Annotated in this window: 17 protein-coding genes; 11 read left to right on the plus strand and 6 right to left on the minus strand. The window is 63.9% G+C overall.

The annotated features are described in order from the left end of the window. Positions 1-83: 83 nt before the first annotated feature. From mreC to tldD, 7 genes are all read left to right on the plus strand, one after another. Entirely contained in the window at positions 84-1,079 is a 996-nt protein-coding gene (mreC, locus tag JV551A3_RS06550) for a rod shape-determining protein MreC (protein ID WP_372239044.1), read from the plus strand. Continuing rightward, on the plus strand, positions 1,079-1,567 hold the full coding sequence (mreD, locus tag JV551A3_RS06555) for a rod shape-determining protein MreD (RefSeq protein WP_015269051.1): 489 nt from the start codon (positions 1,079-1,081) through the stop codon (positions 1,565-1,567). The genes mreC and mreD overlap by 1 nt, the downstream gene beginning before the upstream one ends. A gap of 33 nt (positions 1,568-1,600) precedes the next feature. Further along, positions 1,601-2,200, plus strand: coding sequence for a Maf family protein (locus tag JV551A3_RS06560; protein ID WP_133970404.1), 600 nt, complete (start codon positions 1,601-1,603; stop codon positions 2,198-2,200). A gap of 54 nt (positions 2,201-2,254) precedes the next feature. Beyond that, positions 2,255-3,712, plus strand: coding sequence for a ribonuclease G (rng, locus tag JV551A3_RS06565; protein WP_013971067.1), 1,458 nt, complete (start codon positions 2,255-2,257; stop codon positions 3,710-3,712). Between the two features lie 82 nt (positions 3,713-3,794). Further along, the gene (locus tag JV551A3_RS06570) at positions 3,795-7,616 is read left to right on the plus strand and encodes a YhdP family protein (protein WP_133970403.1); all 3,822 of its coding nucleotides are present in this window, start codon (positions 3,795-3,797) and stop codon (positions 7,614-7,616) included. Between the two features lie 8 nt (positions 7,617-7,624). Continuing rightward, entirely contained in the window at positions 7,625-8,476 is an 852-nt protein-coding gene (locus tag JV551A3_RS06575) for a carbon-nitrogen hydrolase family protein (protein WP_112250768.1), read from the plus strand. A 2-nt stretch (positions 8,477-8,478) separates the two neighbouring features. Next, complete coding sequence (tldD, locus tag JV551A3_RS06580) at positions 8,479-9,918, plus strand: metalloprotease TldD (RefSeq protein ID WP_024086333.1); 1,440 nt, start codon at positions 8,479-8,481, stop codon at positions 9,916-9,918. A 139-nt stretch (positions 9,919-10,057) separates the two neighbouring features. Here tldD and yjgA read toward each other — a convergent pair whose 3' ends face one another. After that, positions 10,058-10,579 carry a ribosome biogenesis factor YjgA gene (gene yjgA, locus JV551A3_RS06585; RefSeq protein ID WP_085623972.1) on the minus strand — a complete coding sequence of 174 codons (522 nt, stop codon included), beginning with the start codon at positions 10,577-10,579 and terminating at the stop codon, positions 10,058-10,060. Between the two features lie 109 nt (positions 10,580-10,688). Between yjgA and pmbA the strand changes: the two genes are divergently transcribed. The 4 genes from pmbA (at position 10,689) to JV551A3_RS06605 (ending at position 14,737) form a co-directional block, all read left to right on the plus strand. Next, positions 10,689-12,035 (plus strand): metalloprotease PmbA, encoded by a 1,347-nt coding sequence (gene pmbA / locus JV551A3_RS06590; RefSeq protein ID WP_133970402.1) that lies wholly within the window; start codon positions 10,689-10,691, stop codon positions 12,033-12,035. Between the two features lie 244 nt (positions 12,036-12,279). Beyond that, positions 12,280-12,681, plus strand: coding sequence for a FagA protein (locus JV551A3_RS06595; RefSeq protein ID WP_133970401.1), 402 nt, complete (start codon positions 12,280-12,282; stop codon positions 12,679-12,681). Beyond that, the gene (locus tag JV551A3_RS06600) at positions 12,674-14,050 is read left to right on the plus strand and encodes a class II fumarate hydratase (RefSeq protein WP_133970400.1); all 1,377 of its coding nucleotides are present in this window, start codon (positions 12,674-12,676) and stop codon (positions 14,048-14,050) included. The genes JV551A3_RS06595 and JV551A3_RS06600 overlap by 8 nt, the downstream gene beginning before the upstream one ends. Before the next feature lie 75 nt (positions 14,051-14,125). Beyond that, positions 14,126-14,737 (plus strand): superoxide dismutase, encoded by a 612-nt coding sequence (locus JV551A3_RS06605; protein ID WP_133970399.1) that lies wholly within the window; start codon positions 14,126-14,128, stop codon positions 14,735-14,737. A 420-nt stretch (positions 14,738-15,157) separates the two neighbouring features. Here the strand turns inward: JV551A3_RS06605 and JV551A3_RS06610 are convergent, their stop codons facing one another. From JV551A3_RS06610 to JV551A3_RS06630, 5 genes are all read right to left on the minus strand, one after another. Beyond that, complete coding sequence (locus JV551A3_RS06610) at positions 15,158-15,430, minus strand: HPr family phosphocarrier protein (RefSeq protein WP_112250776.1); 273 nt, start codon at positions 15,428-15,430, stop codon at positions 15,158-15,160. Positions 15,431-15,449: 19 nt separating this feature from the next. Further along, positions 15,450-16,304: an RNase adapter RapZ gene (gene rapZ / locus JV551A3_RS06615; protein ID WP_112250778.1), complete on the minus strand. Its 855-nt coding sequence runs from the start codon at positions 16,302-16,304 to the stop codon at positions 15,450-15,452. A gap of 2 nt (positions 16,305-16,306) precedes the next feature. Next, a complete protein-coding gene (ptsN, locus tag JV551A3_RS06620; protein WP_015269060.1) occupies positions 16,307-16,771 on the minus strand; it encodes a PTS IIA-like nitrogen regulatory protein PtsN in 465 nt (154 codons plus the stop codon). A 12-nt stretch (positions 16,772-16,783) separates the two neighbouring features. Continuing rightward, positions 16,784-17,092, minus strand: coding sequence for a ribosome hibernation-promoting factor, HPF/YfiA family (gene hpf / locus JV551A3_RS06625; protein WP_003255135.1), 309 nt, complete (start codon positions 17,090-17,092; stop codon positions 16,784-16,786). Between the two features lie 79 nt (positions 17,093-17,171). Then, entirely contained in the window at positions 17,172-18,665 is a 1,494-nt protein-coding gene (locus tag JV551A3_RS06630) for an RNA polymerase factor sigma-54 (protein WP_112250780.1), read from the minus strand. Positions 18,666-18,670 lie beyond the last annotated feature (5 nt).

Consider the following 18,670-nt stretch of genomic DNA (forward strand, 5'->3'; position numbering starts at 1 on the left):
GAGTCGTTCACGAGGAACGGCCCATTAAACCGCTTTTCTCCAAGGGCCCTTCGCTGGGCGTTCGCCTGCTCGTCCTGGTGGTGATGTCGGTCGCGTTGATGGTTGTCGACGCGCGCTTCGACGTGCTCAAGCCAGTGCGCAGCCAGATGGGCCTGGTACTCATGGAGTCCTACTGGATCACCGACCTGCCGCAGCGTGCGTGGCAAGGTGTGGCCGGCCAGTTCGGCAGCCGCACGGAACTGATCGCCGAAAACGAGAAGCTCAAGACCGAAGCCCTGCTGCTGCAGGGGCGCCTGCAGAAGCTGGCGGCCCTGACCGAGCAGAACGTGCGCCTGCGCGAGTTGCTCAACTCCTCGGCGCTGGTCAACGAAAAGGTCGAAGTGGCCGAGCTGATCGGTGTCGACCCCAACCCGTTCACCCACCGCATCCTGATCAACAAGGGCGAGCGTGATGGCGTGTTCCTTGGCCAGCCGGTGCTCGATGCCCGTGGCCTGATGGGCCAGGTGGTCGAGCTGATGCCGTACACCTCGCGGGTACTGTTGCTGACCGACACCACCCATAGCATCCCGGTGCAGGTCAACCGCAACGGCCTGCGCGCCATCGCCAGCGGCACCGGCAACCCGGAGCGACTGGAGCTGCGCCATGTGGCCGATACCGCCGACATCAAGGAAGGCGACCTGCTGGTCAGTTCCGGTATGGGGCAACGGTTCCCGGCCGGCTACCCGGTGGCCACGGTCAACGAGGTCATCCACGATTCCGGCCAGCCGTTCGCCATTGTTCGTGCCATCCCCACCGCCGCGCTCAACCGTAGCCGCTACATGCTGCTGGTGTTCAGTGACCGGCGTACCCCGGAGCAGCGCGCCACCGAGGCCGGCATGGCCCAGGAAGAAGCTGACCGCAAGGGCACTTCGGCCCCAGGCCAGCCGGCCACGACAGACGAGCAGGGTGCGCCTGCCGGTAGCGCGCCTGCCACACCAGCGGCCCCGGCAACCCCGGCTGCGCAGCCTGCAGTTCCGGTAGCCGCACCTGCCACGCCGGCTGCAGCGCCTGCCGCACCCGCCCAAACCCGGAGGCAATGATGGCTGCATCACGCCGCAACAACGGCTGGGTCATCTGGCTGACTTTCGCCATCGGCCTGCTGCTCAGCGTCTCGCCCATGCCGCAGTTCATGGAAGTGTTCCGGCCCATGTGGCTGGCCTTGCTGGTGTCGTTCTGGACCCTCGCCGTTCCGAACAAGGTCGGCATGACTACAGCGTTCGTGCTGGGCCTGGCCGAGGATGTGCTGTATGGCACCCTGCTGGGGCAGAACGCGTTGATCCTGACTCTCATCACCTTCCTGGTGTTGTCCCTGCAACAGCGCCTGCGCATGTTCCCCATGTGGCAGCAGAGCCTGGTGATCCTGGTAATCTTCGGCATCGCCCAGCTGATCCAGTTGTGGCTCAGCGCGCTCACCGGCAACCGCCTGCCCACCCTGGCGCTGGTCTGGTCGGCGGTGATCAGTGCCTTGCTCTGGCCGTGGATCAGTTTCGCCCTGCGCGACCTGCGTCGACGCTTGCATATCAACTGACGGCGCCGCCGCGACTGACAGGGAGATGTCTGCATGAACCCGCTATACCTGGCTTCCGGCTCGCCCCGTCGACGTGAACTGCTGACCCAGATCGGTGTGCCGTTCAGCGTCATCAGTGCCCCCATCGATGAAACCCCGCTGCCCGATGAAGGTGTTTCGGCCTACGCCGTGCGTCTGGCACGTGCCAAGGCCGAGGCAGGCTTTGCCCAGTTGCGTGGCCCTGGCGTGGTATTGGCTGCGGATACCGTGGTATCGGCAAGCTGCCAGATTCTCGGCAAACCCCGTGATCGGGAACATGCCCTGGCCATGCTCGCCCAACTGTCCGATGACCATCATCAAGTGATCACTGCAGTGGCGGTGACCGATGGCACGCGCTGTCTCGACGTGTGCGTCGGCACCCATGTGTACTTTCGCGCTATCAGCCCACAGGAGGCTGAGCGCTACTGGGCTACCGGCGAACCGCTGGACAAGGCTGGAGGCTATGCAATCCAGGGCTTGGGTGCGGTTTTCGTCAGGGAGCTGATTGGCAGTTATTCAACCGTTGTCGGCCTTCCACTGTTCGAAACCGCCCGCTTGCTGGAGGCGTTTTCCATTCCATGCTGGCAGCAACACGAGGTATCAGCACCGCGCTAGCCAGCTACCCGACCGCGATCCATCATTACCGAATACCTTTGACGAGAGCCTGCCATGAGTGAAGAGATCCTGATCAACATCACCCCGATGGAGTCGCGCGTGGCGGTGGTGGAAAACGGGGTGCTGCAGGAAGTGCACGTCGAGCGCACCCAGCGCCGGGGCATCGTCGGCAATATCTACAAAGGCAAGGTGGTACGCGTGCTGCCGGGCATGCAGGCGGCCTTCGTCGACATCGGCCTGGAGCGCGCGGCGTTCATCCATGCCTCGGAAATATCCCAGCGCGAAGGCTCGGCGGTAGAGAACATCACCGCGCTGGTGCATGAGGGACAGGCCCTGGTGGTGCAGGTGACCAAGGACCCGATCGGCACCAAGGGCGCGCGCCTGACCACCCAGCTGTCGATCCCGTCGCGCTACCTGGTGTACATGCCGCGCAGCAGTCATGTCGGCATTTCCCTGAAGATCGAAGACGAAGCCGAACGCGAGCGCCTCAAGCAGGTGGTCAGCGACTGCATGGAAAGCGAGAACATCAAGGACGCCGGTGGCTTCATCCTGCGTACCGCCGCCGAAGGCGCACGCGCTGAAGAGATCCTGCAGGACATTCGCTACCTGCGCCGCCTGTGGGAGCAGATCGGCACCCAGATCAAGACCTGCGGCGCGCCCACGGTCATCTACGAGGACCTGGGCCTGGCCCTGCGCACCCTGCGCGACCTGGTCAACCCGAAGATCGAGAAGATCCGTATCGACTCGCGTGAAACCTTCCAGAAGACCACGCAGTTCGTTGGTGAGCTGATGCCGGAAATCGCCGACCGCCTCGAACACTATCCGGGCGAACGGCCGATCTTCGACCTTTACGGCGTCGAGGACGAGATCCAGCGCGCGCTGGAGCGCAAGGTACCGCTCAAGTCCGGTGGCTACCTGGTGGTGGATCCGGCTGAAGCGATGACCACCATCGATGTGAACACCGGCGCGTTCGTCGGCCATCGCAACCTTGAAGAGACCATCTTCAAGACCAACCTCGAGGCTGCCACCGCCATCGCCCGGCAACTGCGCCTGCGCAACATTGGCGGCATCATCATCATCGACTTCATCGACATGGAAGACGAAGAGCACCAGCGCCAGGTGCTGCGCACCCTGGAAAAGCAGCTCGAGCGCGATCACGCCAAGACCAACATCATCGGCATCACCGAGCTGGGCCTGGTGCAGATGACCCGCAAGCGCACACGGGAAAGCCTGGAACAGGTGCTGTGCGAACCCTGCCTGGCCTGTCAGGGGCGTGGCAAGCTGAAAACCCCCGAGACCATCTGTTACGAAATCTTCCGCGAAATTCTGCGCGAGGCTCGTGCCTATCAGGCCGAAGGCTACCGCGTGCTGGCCAACCAGAAGGTGGTCGACCGGCTGCTGGATGAAGAGTCCGGTAACGTTGCGGAACTGGAGGCTTTCATCGGCCGAACCATTCGTTTCCAGGTGGAGTCGATGTATTCGCAGGAACAATACGATGTGGTGCTGCTCTGAGGCCTTCTGAAATGCGCCGCGGGTGGCCCGGGCTGGAAAAACCGGGACGACGGGCCATCATGGATAAACGACCTGGAGGGCCATGGCCATGGGACGTCTGACCCGCGTTCTTGTCGCCTTGACCCGCTGGGGGTTGGGCGCTTGCGCCCTGCTGGCGGTACTGGTGGCGCTGTATGTCAGCCTCGGCCGCGAACTGGTGCCGTTGGTGGCCGAGTATCGCGCCGATGTGGAGAGCAAGGCCGAGCAGGCTTTGGGCCTGCCCGTGCACGTTGGTGCCCTGGAAGGCCGCTGGAGCGGCCTGGCACCGGTGCTGCGGGTGCGCGACCTGCAACTGGGCGAGGGGGCCACGGCCCTGCGCCTGGACGACGTCAAGGTGGTTCCAGATGTCTGGGCCAGCCTCACCGCCCGCGAAGTACGCCTGGCGCGTATTCAGTTGGGCGGCTTGCAACTGATCCTGCGCGAGAACGAGCAGGGCGCCTGGAGCCTCGAAGGCCTGCCGAAGAAGGACGATGCGCCGCTCGACCCTGCCGAGTTGTTGCAGCGCCTGCGCCAGTTGGGCCGCATCGATGTGTTCGACAGCCAGGTCACCCTGCACCCCTGGCAGCGTGACCCGTTGACCCTGACCTATGTGAGCGTCGGCCTGCAGGCCGGAGCTTCGCGCCATGCCCTGGACCTGCGCGCGACCCTGCCCGATGGCCAACCCCTTTCGCTGAACCTGCGCAGTCGTGCGTCGGCCAACGCCTGGCGCGACGGCCAGGTCGAAGCCTACCTGAGCCTGCCACAGAGTGACTGGGCGCGTTGGCTACCGCCACGCCTGCTGGGCCAGTGGCATGCCGACGCCCTGCGGGCGGGAGGCGAGTTCTGGGTCGACTGGAGCAAGGGGCAGTTGCAGCAGGCCGTTGTACGCCTCAATGCACCGGAGCTGCACGGTGCCTATGCCGGGCGCAAGGCGGCCAAGCTGAACAACCTGGCCCTGGGCGCCTGGTTCCAGCGCCAGGAGCAAGGCTTCGATGTGGTGGTCGATTCCCTGGCCATGGATATCGGCAAGACCCGTTGGGAGTCGCATCTGCAATTGCAGCAGCGCCCCGGCGAGGATGCCGCTGCGGAAAGCTGGCAAGTGCAGGCCGACCGCCTGGACCTCACACCGTTGACACCGCTGATCGATGCCCTGGCGCCGCTGCCGGACAAGGTCATGGCCGTGGTCAATGGCCTGAACGTGACCGGCGCGCTGCGCAATGTGCGCCTGGAAGCCCGGCCCAAGGCCGAGGGTGACCAGCGCCTGCAGTTCGAAGCCAACCTGGAGAAGGTCGGTTTCGATGCCTATCACAATGCTCCGGCAGCCGGTAACGTCAGCGGCAGCATCAGCGGTGACCTTGGCCATGGCGAACTGCGCCTCGATACCGATGCGTTCATGCTGCATCTGTACCCGATCTTCGCCAAACCCTGGCACTACCAGAAGGCCAATGCGCGCCTGACCTGGGCCTTGGACAAGGAAGGTTTTACCTTGGTCGCGCCATACCTCAAGGTACTGGGCGAGGAAGGCAAGATCGCCGGTGACTTCCTCATTCGCCTGCTGTTCGAAGAGGGCCGCGAGGACTACATGGACCTGCGCGTCGGCCTGACCGAAGGCGACGGCCGTTATACCGCCAAGTACCTGCCCGAGGTGCTAAGCCCCGCCCTCGACGAATGGCTGCGCAGTGCGATCGTCAAAGGCACGGTGGACGAAGGCTACTTCCAGTACCAAGGCTCGCTGAACCATGGCGTTGCGCCGGAAGCCCGCAGCATCAGCCTGTTCTTCAAGGTGCGTGATGCCGCCCTGGACTTCCAGCCGGGCTGGCCGCAGGTGCAGCACGTGGATGGCGATGTGTTCATCGAGGACAGCGGCGTGCGCATCAAGGCCCAGCGTGGCGTACTGCTCGACACCAAGGTCAGCGATGTGAGCGTCGATATCCCGCATGTCGACGAGGGCCAGCAAAGCCACCTGTACCTCGATGGCGACTTCGACGGCAGCCTGGGCGATGGCCTGAAGATCCTCAAGGAAGCGCCAATCGGCACTGGCGAGATCTTCGCCGGGTGGGAGGGCGAGGGGCCGCTCAAGGGTAAGGTCAAGCTCGACATTCCGTTGGCCCGCGGGCAGCGGCCGAAAGTGCAGGTGGACTTCGCCACCGACGATGCGCGCCTGAAGGTGGCGCCGCCGAGCTTGGAGTTGAGCCGCCTGAAGGGTGACTTCAGTTTCGATCTGGACAAGGGCCTGAGCGGCAAGGGAATCAGCCTGCAAGCGTTCGGCAAGCCGGTTACGGCGCAAATCACCGCCGAAGGCCAGCCGGGGCAGATGCAGACCCGCGTCAACGCCAGCGGCCAGGTGTCACTCAAGGCTCTGACCGACTGGCTGCAGTTCAAGCAGGCCTTGCCGGCTTCCGGCGACTTGCCGTACCAGTTGCAGGTCAGCCTGGGTAGCCGGGACAACCGCCTGCGTGTCGATTCCAGCCTCAAGGGCCTGGCCATCGACTTGCCGGCGCCCTTCGGCAAGGCAGCGAGTGATACCCGTGACACCCGTTTCAGCATGACCCTGCAGGGGCCGGAGCGGCGCTTCGATGTCGCCTACACCGACCTTGCCCGCTTTGCCTACGCTGCACCGGCCGACAAGCTGGGCCAGGGTCGGGGCGAGTTGCTGCTGGGCACCGGTGACGCCCAGGTACCTGCCGGCCAGGGCCTGCGAGTGCGTGGGCACCTCGAGACGCTGGACCTGGCGCCCTGGCAGGAACAGGCAGCGCGCCTGGCCGGCGGCGACCCAGGCGGTAGCGCGCGGCAGAACCTGCAAGGCGTAGACCTGAGCATCGGCCAGCTGAAAGCTTTTGGCCTGGACCTGAACCAGGCTGTGGTGCGCCTGGCCCGTGGTGGCCCCGCCTGGGACTTGCGCCTCGACAGCAAGGAAGTCATCGGCAACGCCCGGGTGCCGGATGCCAAGGGCGCGCCAATGGTGGTGCGCATGCAGACCTTGCGCCTGCCCGCCGCCAGCGCCGCGGAAAAGCAGGCCGAGGAGGGCCCGGACCCGCTGGCTTCGTTCGACCCGCGCAAGGTGCCGGCGCTGGACTTGAGCATCGACAAGCTCTATCGCGGTGACGACCTTTACGGCAGTGCATCGCTCAAGCTGCGGCCGACCGCGCGTGGCGTGACCGCCAGCGACATCGACCTCGACTTCAAAGGCCTGCGTATTGATGGTGGCGGCGGCTGGGAAGGTGAACCGGGCCGCACCAGCAGCTGGTACAAAGGGCGCCTGGACGGCAAGAACCTGGCGGACGTGCTCAAGGCCTGGGGCTTTGCCCCTACCGCTACCAGCCGCGACTTCCGTCTGGATGTGGATGGCCGCTGGCCGGGTTCGCCGGCCTCGGTGAGCCTAAAGCGTTTCTCCGGCAGCATGGATGCAGCGCTGCGCACCGGCCAGTTCGTCGAGGTCGAAGGCAGTGCCCAGGCGCTACGGGTGTTCGGCCTGCTGAACTTCAACTCCATCGGCCGACGCTTGCGCCTGGACTTTTCCGACCTGTTCGACAAAGGCCTGGCCTACGACCGGGTCAAAGGCTTGCTGGTGGCCAGTAACGGAGTGTACGTGACCCGCGAGCCAATCGCCGTGACTGGCCCGTCGAGCAACTTCGAGCTGGACGGTACCCTGGACCTGGTAAGCGACCGGGTCGATGCCAACCTGCAGGTAAGCCTGCCGGTGACCAACAACCTGCCGCTGGCGGCCCTGATTGTCGGGGCGCCGGCCGTGGGCGGGGCGCTGTTCCTGGTCGACCGGCTGATCGGGGACCGTGTGTCGCGCTTCGCCAGCGTGCACTACCGTGTCGAAGGTCCGGTGAAAGAGCCTAGAATCACATTTGTGAAACCTTTCGAGAAATCCCGCTAGGAGTGCCCATGAAGGCAGCTGTAATCCAGATGGTCAGCCAGGACGATGTGCTGGCCAACCTGCAGCGTGCCGGTGCCCTGCTGGAGCAGGCCGCCCTTGGCGGTGCACGGCTGGCCGTGCTGCCGGAAAACTTCGCCGCCATGGGCCGCAAGGACGCCGCTGCCATCGGCCGCGCCGAAGCGTTGGGCGAAGGGCCGATCCTGCCATGGTTGAAACGCACCGCCCGCGACCTCAAGTTATGGATTGTCGCCGGTACCTTGCCATTGCCACCGGTCGGCCAACCTGAAGCCAAGGCCCATGCCTGCTCGCTGTTGATCGACGAACACGGTGAGGTGGCGGCACGCTATGACAAGCTGCACCTGTTCGATGTGGACGTTGCCGACAACCGTGGCCGCTACCGCGAGTCCGACGACTACGCACATGGCGCCCAGGTGGTAGTGGCTGATACGCCGGTGGGGCGGCTGGGGCTGAGCGTGTGCTACGACCTGCGCTTCCCCGAGCTGTACAGCGCACTGCGTGCCGCCGGCGCGGAACTGATTACAGCACCGGCCGCCTTCACTGCGGTAACGGGCGCGGCGCACTGGGAAGTGCTGGTACGCGCCCGGGCCATCGAGACCCAGTGCTACCTGCTGGCTGCGGCGCAAGGCGGGACTCACCCGGGGCCACGGGAAACCCATGGCCATGCGGCGATCGTCGACCCCTGGGGGCGCATCGTCGCGGAACAGGCGCAAGGTGAAGCGGTACTGCTCGCCGAGCGCGACATTGACGAACAAGCGTCCATCCGGGCGCGCATGCCGGTGGTTTCGCACCGGCGCTTTTTCTCGCAGGGCGCGTTGCGGCCTGCGCACACCTCGGAGTGACTATGAGCCAGATGTTATCCACCGTCAGCGAGCAGCTCCTGGCCCCAGGCGGCTTGACCCTGGACAGCCTGCAGAGCGTGCTGGGTGAGTTGGCCGGCCCCGGCATCGACGCCGCCGACCTGTATTTCCAGGGCCAGATCTCGGAAACCTGGGCGCTGGAAGACGGCATCGTCAAAGAGGGCAGTTTCAACCTCGACCAAGGCGTGGGCGTGCGTGCCCAATCCGGGGAAAAGACCGGCTTTGCCTACAGCAACGCGATCAACCTCGAAGCGCTGACCTCGGCCGCCCGTGCCGCCCGTTCGATCTCGCGTGCCGGCCAGAACGGCAAGGTGCAGGCCTTCCGCAGCCAGGATGTGACCGCCCTTTATCCGGCGGACAACCCGCTGGATGTGCTCAGCCGTGCCGAGAAGGTCGAGCTGCTCAAGCGTGTCGACGCCGCCACCCGCGCCCTGGACCCGCGTATCCAGCAGGTCAGTGTGAGCATGGCCGGGGTCTGGGAGCGCATCCTGATCGCTGCGGCCGATGGCAGCCTGGCCGCCGACGTGCGCCCGCTGGTGCGCTTCAACGTCAGCGTCATCGTCGAGCAGAATGGCCGTCGCGAGCGTGGCGGGCAGGGCGGTGGCGGGCGTACCGACTACCGCTTCTTCACCGAAGAGCGGGTCATGGGCTATGCCCGCGAAGCGCTGCGCCAGGCCCTGGTGAACCTGGAGGCGATCCCGGCTCCGGCTGGTACCCTGCCTGTGGTGTTGGGTTCGGGCTGGTCGGGCGTGCTGCTGCACGAGGCTGTCGGCCATGGCCTGGAAGGTGACTTCAACCGCAAGGGCAGTTCGGCGTTCAGCGGCCGCATTGGCGAGAAAGTGGCGTCGAGCCTGTGCACCATCGTTGACGACGGCACCCTCGAAGGCCGCCGAGGCTCGCTGAGCGTGGATGACGAAGGCACCCCGACCGAGTGCACCACGCTGATCGAGAACGGAGTGCTCAAGGGCTACATGCAGGACAAGCTGAACGCGCGCCTGATGGGCATGGCGGTGACCGGCAATGGCCGGCGCGAATCCTACGCGCACCTGCCGATGCCCCGCATGACCAACACCTACATGCGTGCGGGCGAAAGCGACCCGCAGGAAATCATCGCTTCGGTGAAGAAGGGCATCTATTGCGCCAACCTCGGCGGTGGCCAGGTGGACATCACCAGCGGCAAGTTCGTGTTCTCGACCAGTGAGGCCTACCTGATCGAAGACGGCAAGATTACCGCGCCGGTGAAGGGGGCGACCCTGATCGGCAATGGCCCGGAGGCGATGAGCCGGGTGTCGATGGTCGGTAACGACCTGGCGCTGGACAGCGGGGTAGGGACTTGCGGCAAGGACGGGCAATCGGTGCCGGTGGGGGTCGGCCAGCCGACCTTGAAGCTGGATGCGATTACCGTGGGCGGTACAGGGGCGTGATGGCCATCTGGGACCGCTTTGCGGTCCTTTCGCGACGCAAGGCCGCTCCCACAGGGATTGTGCCATGCAGAAATGGCTGCGCACCTACTGTGGGAGCGGCCTTGTGTTGCGATTGGGCCGCAAAGCGGCCCCAGGGTGATCAGCGCAAACCGCGCTGCAGCTCGTCCAGGTCGCGGATGTACTTGAACACCTTGCGCGCGGCGGCAGGCGGCTTGTTCCGCGCCTTCTCGTGCTGGGCATGGCGTACCAGCGAGCGCAGCTGCTGGCGATCGGTGTCGGGGTACTCATTGACGAAGCGCTCGAGGTCTTCGTCGTTACCGTCGATCAGCCGGTCGCGCCAGCGCTCCAGGCTGTGGAAGCGCTCGTTGTACTGGCGGGTCGAGCTGTCCATCTGTTCGAGCAGGGCTTGGATGGCATCCAGGTCCTGTACGCGCATCAGCTTGCCGACAAACGACATGTGGCGTTTGCGGGCACCGTGAGCGGTGTGCTTGCTGGCTTCGGCCAGGGCCTTGCGCAGCTCGTCGGTCAACGGCAGGCGGGCCAGGGTATCGGCCTTGAGCGTGGTAAGGCGCTCGCCGAGTTCGACCAGCGCATGCAGCTCGCGCTTGATCTGGGTTTTGCTTTTTTCGCCGTCGAAGGCGTCGTCGTTTGAATCAACCATGGTGGAAGTCCGCTAGAAATCGCCGCCATGATAACCAGTCGGGGGCCGCTTGTCCGGCCCGGTCGTAGAATGACCCCAAGCCGAACGCAGAATTTGAGTGGAGAGAACCATGAGTGCAGTCCAGAGCGTAGGTCCGAAAGACCTGCCAGCATTGCAGGAGCAGGTAGAGGCGATCATCGCCGAGGCGCGCCGCCAGGGGGCCAGTGCCTGCGAAGTGGCGGTGTCGCTGGAGCAGGGCCTGTCCACCACGGTACGCCAGCGTGAGGTCGAAACGGTCGAGTTCAACCGCGATCAGGGCTTTGGCATCACCCTCTACGTGGGCCAGCGCAAAGGCTCGGCCAGCACCTCGGCCAGTGGCCCGGACGCGATCCGCGAAACCGTCGCCGCTGCCCTGGCGATTGCCAAACATACCTCAGAGGATGAATGTTCCGGCCTGGCCGACGCGGCGCTGATGGCCCGCGAGATCCCGGACCTGGACCTGTATCACGACTGGGACCTTGAACCGGAGCAGGCCATCGAGATGGCCCTGGCCTGCGAGGCGGCGGCGTTCGACGCTGACCCGCGCATCCTCAACGCCGATGGCACCACCCTCAATACCCACCAGGGCTGCCGCGTGTATGGCAACAGCCATGGTTTCATCGGTGGCTACGCCTCGACCCGGCACAGCCTGAGCTGCGTGATGATCGCCGAAGGCGACGGGCAGATGCAGCGTGACTACTGGTACGACGTTAACCGCCAGGGCAACCTGCTGGCAGACCCGCGTAGCATCGGCGTGCGCGCTGCACAGCGTGCCGCCAGCCGCCTGGGGGCGCGACCGGTGCCGACGTGCGAGGTGCCAGTGTTGTTCTCGGCCGAGCTGGCCGGTGGCCTGTTCGGCAGCTTCCTGTCGGCCATCTCCGGCGGCAACCTGTACCGCAAATCCTCGTTCCTGGAGGGGACCATTGGCCAGCGGCTGTTCCCTGCCTGGCTGACCCTCGACGAGCGCCCGCATATTCCGCGGGCACTGGGCAGTGCAGCATTCGACGGCGACGGCCTGGCTACCTATGCCAAGCCGTTCGTCGACAAGGGCGAGCTGGTGTCGTACCTGTTGGGTACCTATTCCGGGCGCAAGCTGGGTTTGCCAAGCACCGCCAACGCCGGTGGCGTGCACAACCTGTTCGTCAGCCATGGGGTCGAGGATCAGGCGGCGCTGATCCGGCGCATGGGGCGCGGGCTGCTGGTAACCGAGTTGATGGGGCATGGCCTGAACATGGTGACGGGGGATTATTCCCGTGGCGCGGCAGGGTTCTGGATCGAGAATGGCGAGATCCAGCACGCGGTGCAGGAAGTGACCATTGCCGGGAATATGAAAGACATGTTCCAGCAGATTGTCGCGATTGGCAGCGATCTGGAGACGCGCAGCAACATTCACACCGGTTCGGTGCTGATTGAGCGGATGACCGTTGCTGGTAGCTGATCTTTAGCCTGTACCGGCCTCTTCGCGGGTAAACCCGCTCCCACAAGTATTGCGCAGTCTTCAAGTACGACGCGGTCCCTGTGGGAGCGGGTTTACCCGCGAAGAGGCCGGTGCAGGCAGTAGAGATTTCTCAATGCAACAGAAGAGACCCGGCCCCACGCCGGGTTTTTTGTTTCATCACCTCCCTCTTGAAGTGATTCTGTTTATCACTTAATAATGAATATCATTATCCAGCAACCCGGCGATGATGTTCATGAAACCCGTCCTCCGCGAACTGCCCTACCTGGAAAACTGGCGCTGGCTCAGCCGACGCATCCGCTGTGCGCTCGAGCCCGACGAGCCGCGCCTGATCGAGCATTACCTGGCTGAAGGCCGCTATCTGGTGTGCTGCACCGAGACCTCGCCGTGGACGGTGGCGCTGACCTCCTTCCGCCTGCTGCTGGATACCGCCTGCGACCGCATGCTGCCTTGGCATTGGCGCTGCTTGTGCCTGGACCAGGCCTGGCGCCCACTGCTGGACCTGCGCAACCTCGACCGCGATGCGCAAAACCAGCGTTGGCAGCCCTATGCCCTGCAGTTGGCCAATTGCCGCCTGCTACCGTCGATTTCTCCCGATGAACTGATGCAAGGATTTGATGATGAGTAATACCCGTATCGAGCGTGACAGCATGGGCGAACTGCAGGTGCCGGCCCAGGCCCTGTACGGTGCCCAGACCCAGCGCGCGGTCGACAACTTCCCGATCAGCGGCCAGCGCATGCCGGCCCAGTTCATTCGCGCACTGCTGCTGGCCAAGGCCGCAGCAGCCAAGGCCAACGTCGAACTGGAGCAACTGTCGAGCGCGCAAGGCCAGGCCATCGTAACCTCAGTCGAGCAACTGCTGGCGGGTGACTTCATCCAGCATTTCCCGGTGGATGTGTTCCAGACCGGCTCCGGTACCAGCTCGAACATGAACGCCAACGAGGTGATCGCCACGCTGGCCAGCCGCGTGCTGGGTGAGGCGGTCAACGCCAACGACCACGTCAACTGCGGCCAGAGCAGCAACGACATCATCCCGACCACCATTCATGTCAGCGCCGCCCTGGCCCTGCACGAGCAGCTGCTGCCTGCCTTGGCGCACCTGGTACAGGTGATCGAGGCCAAATCGGCACAGGTGCATCAGTATGTGAAGACCGGTCGCACCCATCTGATGGACGCCATGCCGGTGCGTATGAGCCAGGTGCTCGATGGCTGGGCGGCGCAGATCAGTGGCGCCAAGGCACACATCGAAGCGACCCTGCCGAGCCTGCAGGCACTAGCCCAGGGTGGCACTGCCGTGGGCACCGGCATCAACGCCCACCCACGGTTCGCTGCCGGTTTCGCCCGCCAGCTCAGCGGCCTGACCCAGGTCGAGTTCACCCCCGGGCACAACCTGTTCGCCCTGATCGGCTCGCAGGACACCGCCGTGGCCTTGTCCGGCCAGCTCAAGACTGCCGCCGTGGCGCTGATGAAGATCGCCAACGACTTGCGCTGGATGAACTCCGGCCCGCTGGCCGGGCTGGGCGAAATCGAACTTCAAGGCCTGCAGCCGGGCTCTTCGATCATGCCAGGCAAGGTCAACCCGGTGATTCCGGAGGCCACCGCCATGGTCGCCGCCCAGGTGATCGGCAATGACGCCACCATCGCCGTCGCAGGCCAATCCGGCAACTTCGAGCTGAACGTGATGCTGCCGGTGATCGCCCGCAACCTGCTGGAGAGCATCGAACTGATGGCCAACGTCAGCCGCCTGCTGGCCGACAAGGCCATTGCCAGCTTCAAGGTCAACGAAAGCAAGCTCAAGGAAGCACTGGCCCGCAACCCGATTCTGGTCACGGCGCTCAACCCGATCATCGGTTACCTCAAGGCCGCCGAAATCGCCAAGACCGCCTACAAGCAGGGCCGTCCGATCATCGACGTGGCGCTGGAGCATACCGACCTGTCGCGTGACCAGCTGGAAGCGCTGCTGGACCCGGAAAAACTCACTGCCGGTGGTATCTGACCCCGAGTCACGGCCCAAGCGCCAGCGATGGCCGCATTGGTCATCGCCCAACCCATGCCTACGGAATTCACTGATATGCCCCATACCTTGCCTCCACTGCCTTACGCCTACACTGCGCTGGAACCGCACATCGACGCGCAGACCATGGAAATCCACCACACCAAGCACCACCAGACCTACGTCAATGGCCTCAACGCCGCCATCGAAGGCACTGAATGGGCTGAATGGCCGGTGGAAAAGCTGCTCGGCACGGTCGGGCAATTGCCGGAAAACCTGCGTGGTGCAGTGATCAACCATGGCGGCGGGCACGCCAACCACAGTCTGTTCTGGACCGTGATGTCGCCGCAGGGCGGGGGAGAGCCGCAGGGCGCTCTGGCGCAAGCCATCGACGCACAGCTGGGCGGCTTCGCTGCCTTCAAGGAGGCCTTCACCAAGGCTGCGCTGACCCGCTTCGGCAGTGGCTGGGCCTGGCTCAGCGTGACCCCGCAGAAAACCCTGGTAGTGGAAAGTAGCGGCAACCAGGACAGCCCGCTCATGCACGGCAACACGCCAATCCTCGGCCTGGACGTGTGGGAGCATGCCTACTACCTGAAGTACCAGAACCGTCGTCCGGAATACATTGGCGCCTTCTATAACGTCATTGACTGGGCGGAAGTGGAGCGCCGCTACCTCGAAACCCTGAAGTGAGTCTCCCCGGTATGCGCTCCCAGATGATGTCCGTCAGCCGTGTGCGCCTGTTTCGCCTGACGCTTGGGACTTTGCTGTTGCTGGCAGGCACTGCGTTGCTATTGGCGCGCGGCTTCGCTTGGTTGGACCTGGCCTGGCCAGCTTGGGGTTGTGCATCGGTTTGCGCCGGATGATGGGGTGTTCACCGGCTTCGCTGTGGGCGCGGCACATAACTCATTGAATGAGCAGGGCCTCTGTGGGAGCGGCTTTAGCCGCGAACACCGGCGCAGCCGGTGCCATGCACCGCGTTGGATTCTTCGCGGCTAAAGCCGCTCCCACAGGGTACGCGTACCGCTTGCAGCCCAAAGGACTGGGGCAATCTCCCGCAGGCGTTGTGCGCAAAAACGCTGTTCCCACACGGACCATGCGGGGCAGCGAATTTCATTCGCCTTCGTCGAAAAAGTTGTTGATCAGCTCGACCAGCGCATCCATGGCTTCAACGTCCTGCTCACCTTCGGTATACAGGTGCACCTGGGTACCTTTGCCAGCTGCCAGCATCATCACCGCCATGATGCTCTTGCCATCCACCAGTTTGTCCGGCGCACGCCCAACCCTGACCTGGCAGGGAAAGCGGCCGGCAACGCCGACGAACTTGGCTGCCGCCCGGGCATGCAGACCCAGCTTGTTGATGATGGTGATTTCACGGGCGGGCATCGTGGGGCGGATCCTTGGGCTAGAGGTCGCGGTGGCGAACCTGGACGTTTTTCAGGGATTGCTGCAGCAACTGGCCAAGGCGCTCGGTGATGTACACCGAGCGGTGGTGGCCGCCGGTGCAGCCAATGGCAATGGTGACGTAGGCACGGTTGCTGGCGGCGAAGCGGGGCAGCCACTTGAGCAGGTAGCTGGAAATGTCGTTGAACATCTCTTCGACATCCGCCTGTGCGGCCAGGTAGTCGATCACCGGTTGCTCAAGGCCGGAGTGCTCACGCAGTTCGGGCTTCCAGTAGGGGTTGGGCAGGCAGCGCACATCGAACACCAGGTCGGCATCGACCGGCATTCCGCGCTTGAAACCGAACGACTCGACCAGGAACGCCGTTCCAGGCTCGGGCTGGTTGAGCAGGCGCAGCTTGATCGAATCACGCAGTTGGTACAGGTTCAGGCTGGTGGTGTCGATCTTCAGGTCGGCCAGGTCTGCAATCGGCCCCAGTAATTCACTTTCCACCCGAATCGCTTCCGCGAGCGAGCGGTCGGCGTTGGTCAGCGGGTGGCGTCGACGGGTTTCCGAGAAGCGCTTGAGCAGTACGTCTTCGTCGGCATCCAGGTACAGCACGTCGCACTGGATATGCCGGGCGCGGGCTTCTTCGAGCAACTCGGGGAAACGCGTCAGGTGGCTGGGCAGGTTGCGTGCGTCGATCGAAACGGCAACCTTGGGTTGCAGTAATTCGGTGTTGATCAGCGCATTTTCCGCCAGCTGCGGCAGCAGCCCGGCGGGCAGGTTGTCAATGCAGTAGAAACCGTTGTCTTCCAGGACATCGAGGGCGGTGCTCTTGCCGGAGCCGGACCGGCCGCTGACGATGATCAGGCGCATGTTCAGTGCTCGTTCTGTACGTCCAGGACAACCTGGAACAGGGCCTCGCTGCTGGTGGCCGCACGCAGGCGATCACGGACCTCCTTGCGATCGAGCATGCTGGCAATCTGGCGCAGCAGTTCCAGATGGGCATCGGTGGCGGCTTCTGGCACCAGCAGGACGAACAGCAGGTCCACCGGCGCGCCATCGATGGCGTCGTAGTCGATAGGCGCTTCCAGGTGCAGCAGGGCGCTGACCGGAGCGGAACATCCTTCAAGCCGACAGTGCGGGATGGCGATGCCGTTGCCGAAACCGGTCGAGCCGAGTTTTTCCCGGGCGACCAGTTTTTCGAAGACGTCCTGCATCTCCAGTTCGGGCACTTGTTCGGCGATGACGGTGGCGACCTTTTCCAGGGCGCGCTTCTTGCTGCCGCCCGGCACGTTCACGAGGGAACGGCCGGGGGTCAGGATGGTTTCAAGTCGGATCATGGATGAGGGGGATCAGCGAGCGGCTGCACCTTGCAGCAGGCTTTGCTGTTTTTCCTTGTGTTTTTTCAGTTGGCGGTCGAGCTTGTCTGCCAAGGCGTCGATCGCTGCATACATGTCTTCGTGTTCTGCGTTGGCAACCACTTCGCCGCCGGGAATCTGCAAGGTCGCCTCGACCTTCTGCTGCAGCTTCTCGACTTTCATGATGACCTGCACGTTGGTGATCTTGTCGAAGTGACTTTCCACGCGAGCGAGCTTTTCAAGCACATAATCGCGCAGTGGCTGGGTGACTTCTACATGCTGTCCACTGATATTGACTTGCATACAGCTTCTCCTTTGTTGCCCGTGCATAAAGAGGCAGGTCTTGCACCTGCCCCACAAACGCTGTGGCACATCTCAGGGGCTACATCAGTCGCTTGCGCTCGCTCGACGGTGCGATGCCGAGGGACTCGCGGTACTTGGCGACGGTGCGACGGGCTACCTGGATGCCTTGTGCCTCCAGTAAACCAGCGATCTTGCTGTCACTCAATGGCTTTTTCTGATTTTCCGCCGCAACCAGTTTCTTGATGATCGCGCGGATCGCCGTAGACGAGCATTCTCCGCCTTCGGAGGTGCTGACGTGGCTGGAGAAAAAGTATTTCAGTTCGTAGATACCACGCGGCGTGTGCATGTATTTCTGCGTGGTTACCCGCGAAATGGTCGACTCGTGCATGCCCACCGCTTCGGCGATGTCATGCAGCACCAGAGGCTTCATCGCTTCGTCGCCGTGGTCGAGGAAGCCGCGCTGGTGCTCGACGATCTGCGTGGCCACCTTCATCAGGGTTTCGTTGCGGCTTTGCAGGCTCTTGATGAACCAGCGCGCTTCCTGCAACTGGTTGCGCATGAAGGTGTTGTCGGCGCTGGTGTCGGCGCGGCGCACGAAGCCGGCGTACTGCGGGTTGACGCGCAGGCGCGGGATGGCCTCCTGGTTCAGCTCTACCAGCCAGCGGTCGCTGTCCTTGCGTACGATGACGTCGGGTACCACGTACTCAGGCTCGCTGGACTCGATCTGCGAGCCGGGGCGCGGGTTGAGGCTTTGTACCAGCTCGATGACCTGGCGCAGCTCGTCTTCCTTGATTTTCATGCGACGCATCAGCTGGCTGTAGTCACGGCTGCCGAGCAGGTCGATGAAGTCGCTGACCAGGCGCTTGGCTTCGGCCATCCACGGGGTGCTCGCGGGCAGCTGGCGCAGTTGCAGCAACAGGCATTCGCCAAGGGTGCGGGCGGCAACGCCGGCTGGCTCGAACTGCTGGATGCGGTGCAGTACCGCTTCGACCTCGTCCAGCTCGATATCCAGCTCCGGGTCGAAACCGGCACAGATCTCCTCGAGGGTGTCTTCCAGGTAGCCCTGGCCGTTGATGCTGTCGATCAGGGTGACGGCGATCAGGCGGTCGGTGTCGGACATCGGGGCCAGGTTGAGTTGCCACAACAGGTGGCTTTGCAGGCTTTCGCCGGCCGATGTACGGGTGGTGAAGTCCCACTCGTCGTCGTCGTTGCTCGGCAGGCTGCTGGCACTGGTCTGGTAGATGTCTTCCCAGGCGGTGTCGACCGGCAGCTCGTTGGGGATGCGCTCGCTCCACTCACCGTCTTCCAGGGTGTCGGCACTGGTGGTGCTTTCCTGGAAGCTGTTGTCCTGGACTTCGGCGGCCGGCTTGTTCTCGGCGTTGTCCGCCATCGGGTCGCTGTTGTCGAAGTCGTCGCCGTCTTCCTGACGTTCGAGCATCGGGTTCGACTCCAGCGCTTCCTGGATTTCCTGTTGGAGGTCCAGGGTGGAAAGCTGGAGCAGGCGGATGGCCTGTTGCAACTGCGGGGTCATCGTCAGTTGCTGGCCCATTTTTAGGACGAGCGATGGTTTCATGGCTG

The organism is Pseudomonas inefficax, assembly GCF_900277125.1.
GTDB lineage: Bacteria > Pseudomonadota > Gammaproteobacteria > Pseudomonadales > Pseudomonadaceae > Aquipseudomonas > Aquipseudomonas inefficax.

Bases quoted from the DNA above. Each gene is read 5' to 3' on its own strand.
- mreC (WP_372239044.1), top strand. From the start codon at position 84: ATGTCGGTCGCGTTGATGGTTGTCGACGCGCGCTTCGACGTGCTCAAG.
- mreD (WP_015269051.1), top strand. From the start codon at position 1,079: ATGGCTGCATCACGCCGCAACAACGGCTGGGTCATCTGGCTGACTTTC.
- JV551A3_RS06560 (WP_133970404.1), top strand. From the start codon at position 1,601: ATGAACCCGCTATACCTGGCTTCCGGCTCGCCCCGTCGACGTGAACTG.
- rng (WP_013971067.1), top strand. From the start codon at position 2,255: ATGAGTGAAGAGATCCTGATCAACATCACCCCGATGGAGTCGCGCGTG.
- JV551A3_RS06570 (WP_133970403.1), top strand. From the start codon at position 3,795: ATGGCCATGGGACGTCTGACCCGCGTTCTTGTCGCCTTGACCCGCTGG.
- JV551A3_RS06575 (WP_112250768.1), top strand. From the start codon at position 7,625: ATGAAGGCAGCTGTAATCCAGATGGTCAGCCAGGACGATGTGCTGGCC.
- tldD (WP_024086333.1), top strand. From the start codon at position 8,479: ATGAGCCAGATGTTATCCACCGTCAGCGAGCAGCTCCTGGCCCCAGGC.
- yjgA (WP_085623972.1), bottom strand. From the start codon at position 10,579: ATGGTTGATTCAAACGACGACGCCTTCGACGGCGAAAAAAGCAAAACC.
- pmbA (WP_133970402.1), top strand. From the start codon at position 10,689: ATGAGTGCAGTCCAGAGCGTAGGTCCGAAAGACCTGCCAGCATTGCAG.
- JV551A3_RS06595 (WP_133970401.1), top strand. From the start codon at position 12,280: ATGATGTTCATGAAACCCGTCCTCCGCGAACTGCCCTACCTGGAAAAC.
- JV551A3_RS06600 (WP_133970400.1), top strand. From the start codon at position 12,674: ATGAGTAATACCCGTATCGAGCGTGACAGCATGGGCGAACTGCAGGTG.
- JV551A3_RS06605 (WP_133970399.1), top strand. From the start codon at position 14,126: ATGCCCCATACCTTGCCTCCACTGCCTTACGCCTACACTGCGCTGGAA.
- JV551A3_RS06610 (WP_112250776.1), bottom strand. From the start codon at position 15,430: ATGCCCGCCCGTGAAATCACCATCATCAACAAGCTGGGTCTGCATGCC.
- rapZ (WP_112250778.1), bottom strand. From the start codon at position 16,304: ATGCGCCTGATCATCGTCAGCGGCCGGTCCGGCTCCGGCAAGAGCACC.
- ptsN (WP_015269060.1), bottom strand. From the start codon at position 16,771: ATGATCCGACTTGAAACCATCCTGACCCCCGGCCGTTCCCTCGTGAAC.
- hpf (WP_003255135.1), bottom strand. From the start codon at position 17,092: ATGCAAGTCAATATCAGTGGACAGCATGTAGAAGTCACCCAGCCACTG.
- JV551A3_RS06630 (WP_112250780.1), bottom strand. From the start codon at position 18,665: ATGAAACCATCGCTCGTCCTAAAAATGGGCCAGCAACTGACGATGACC.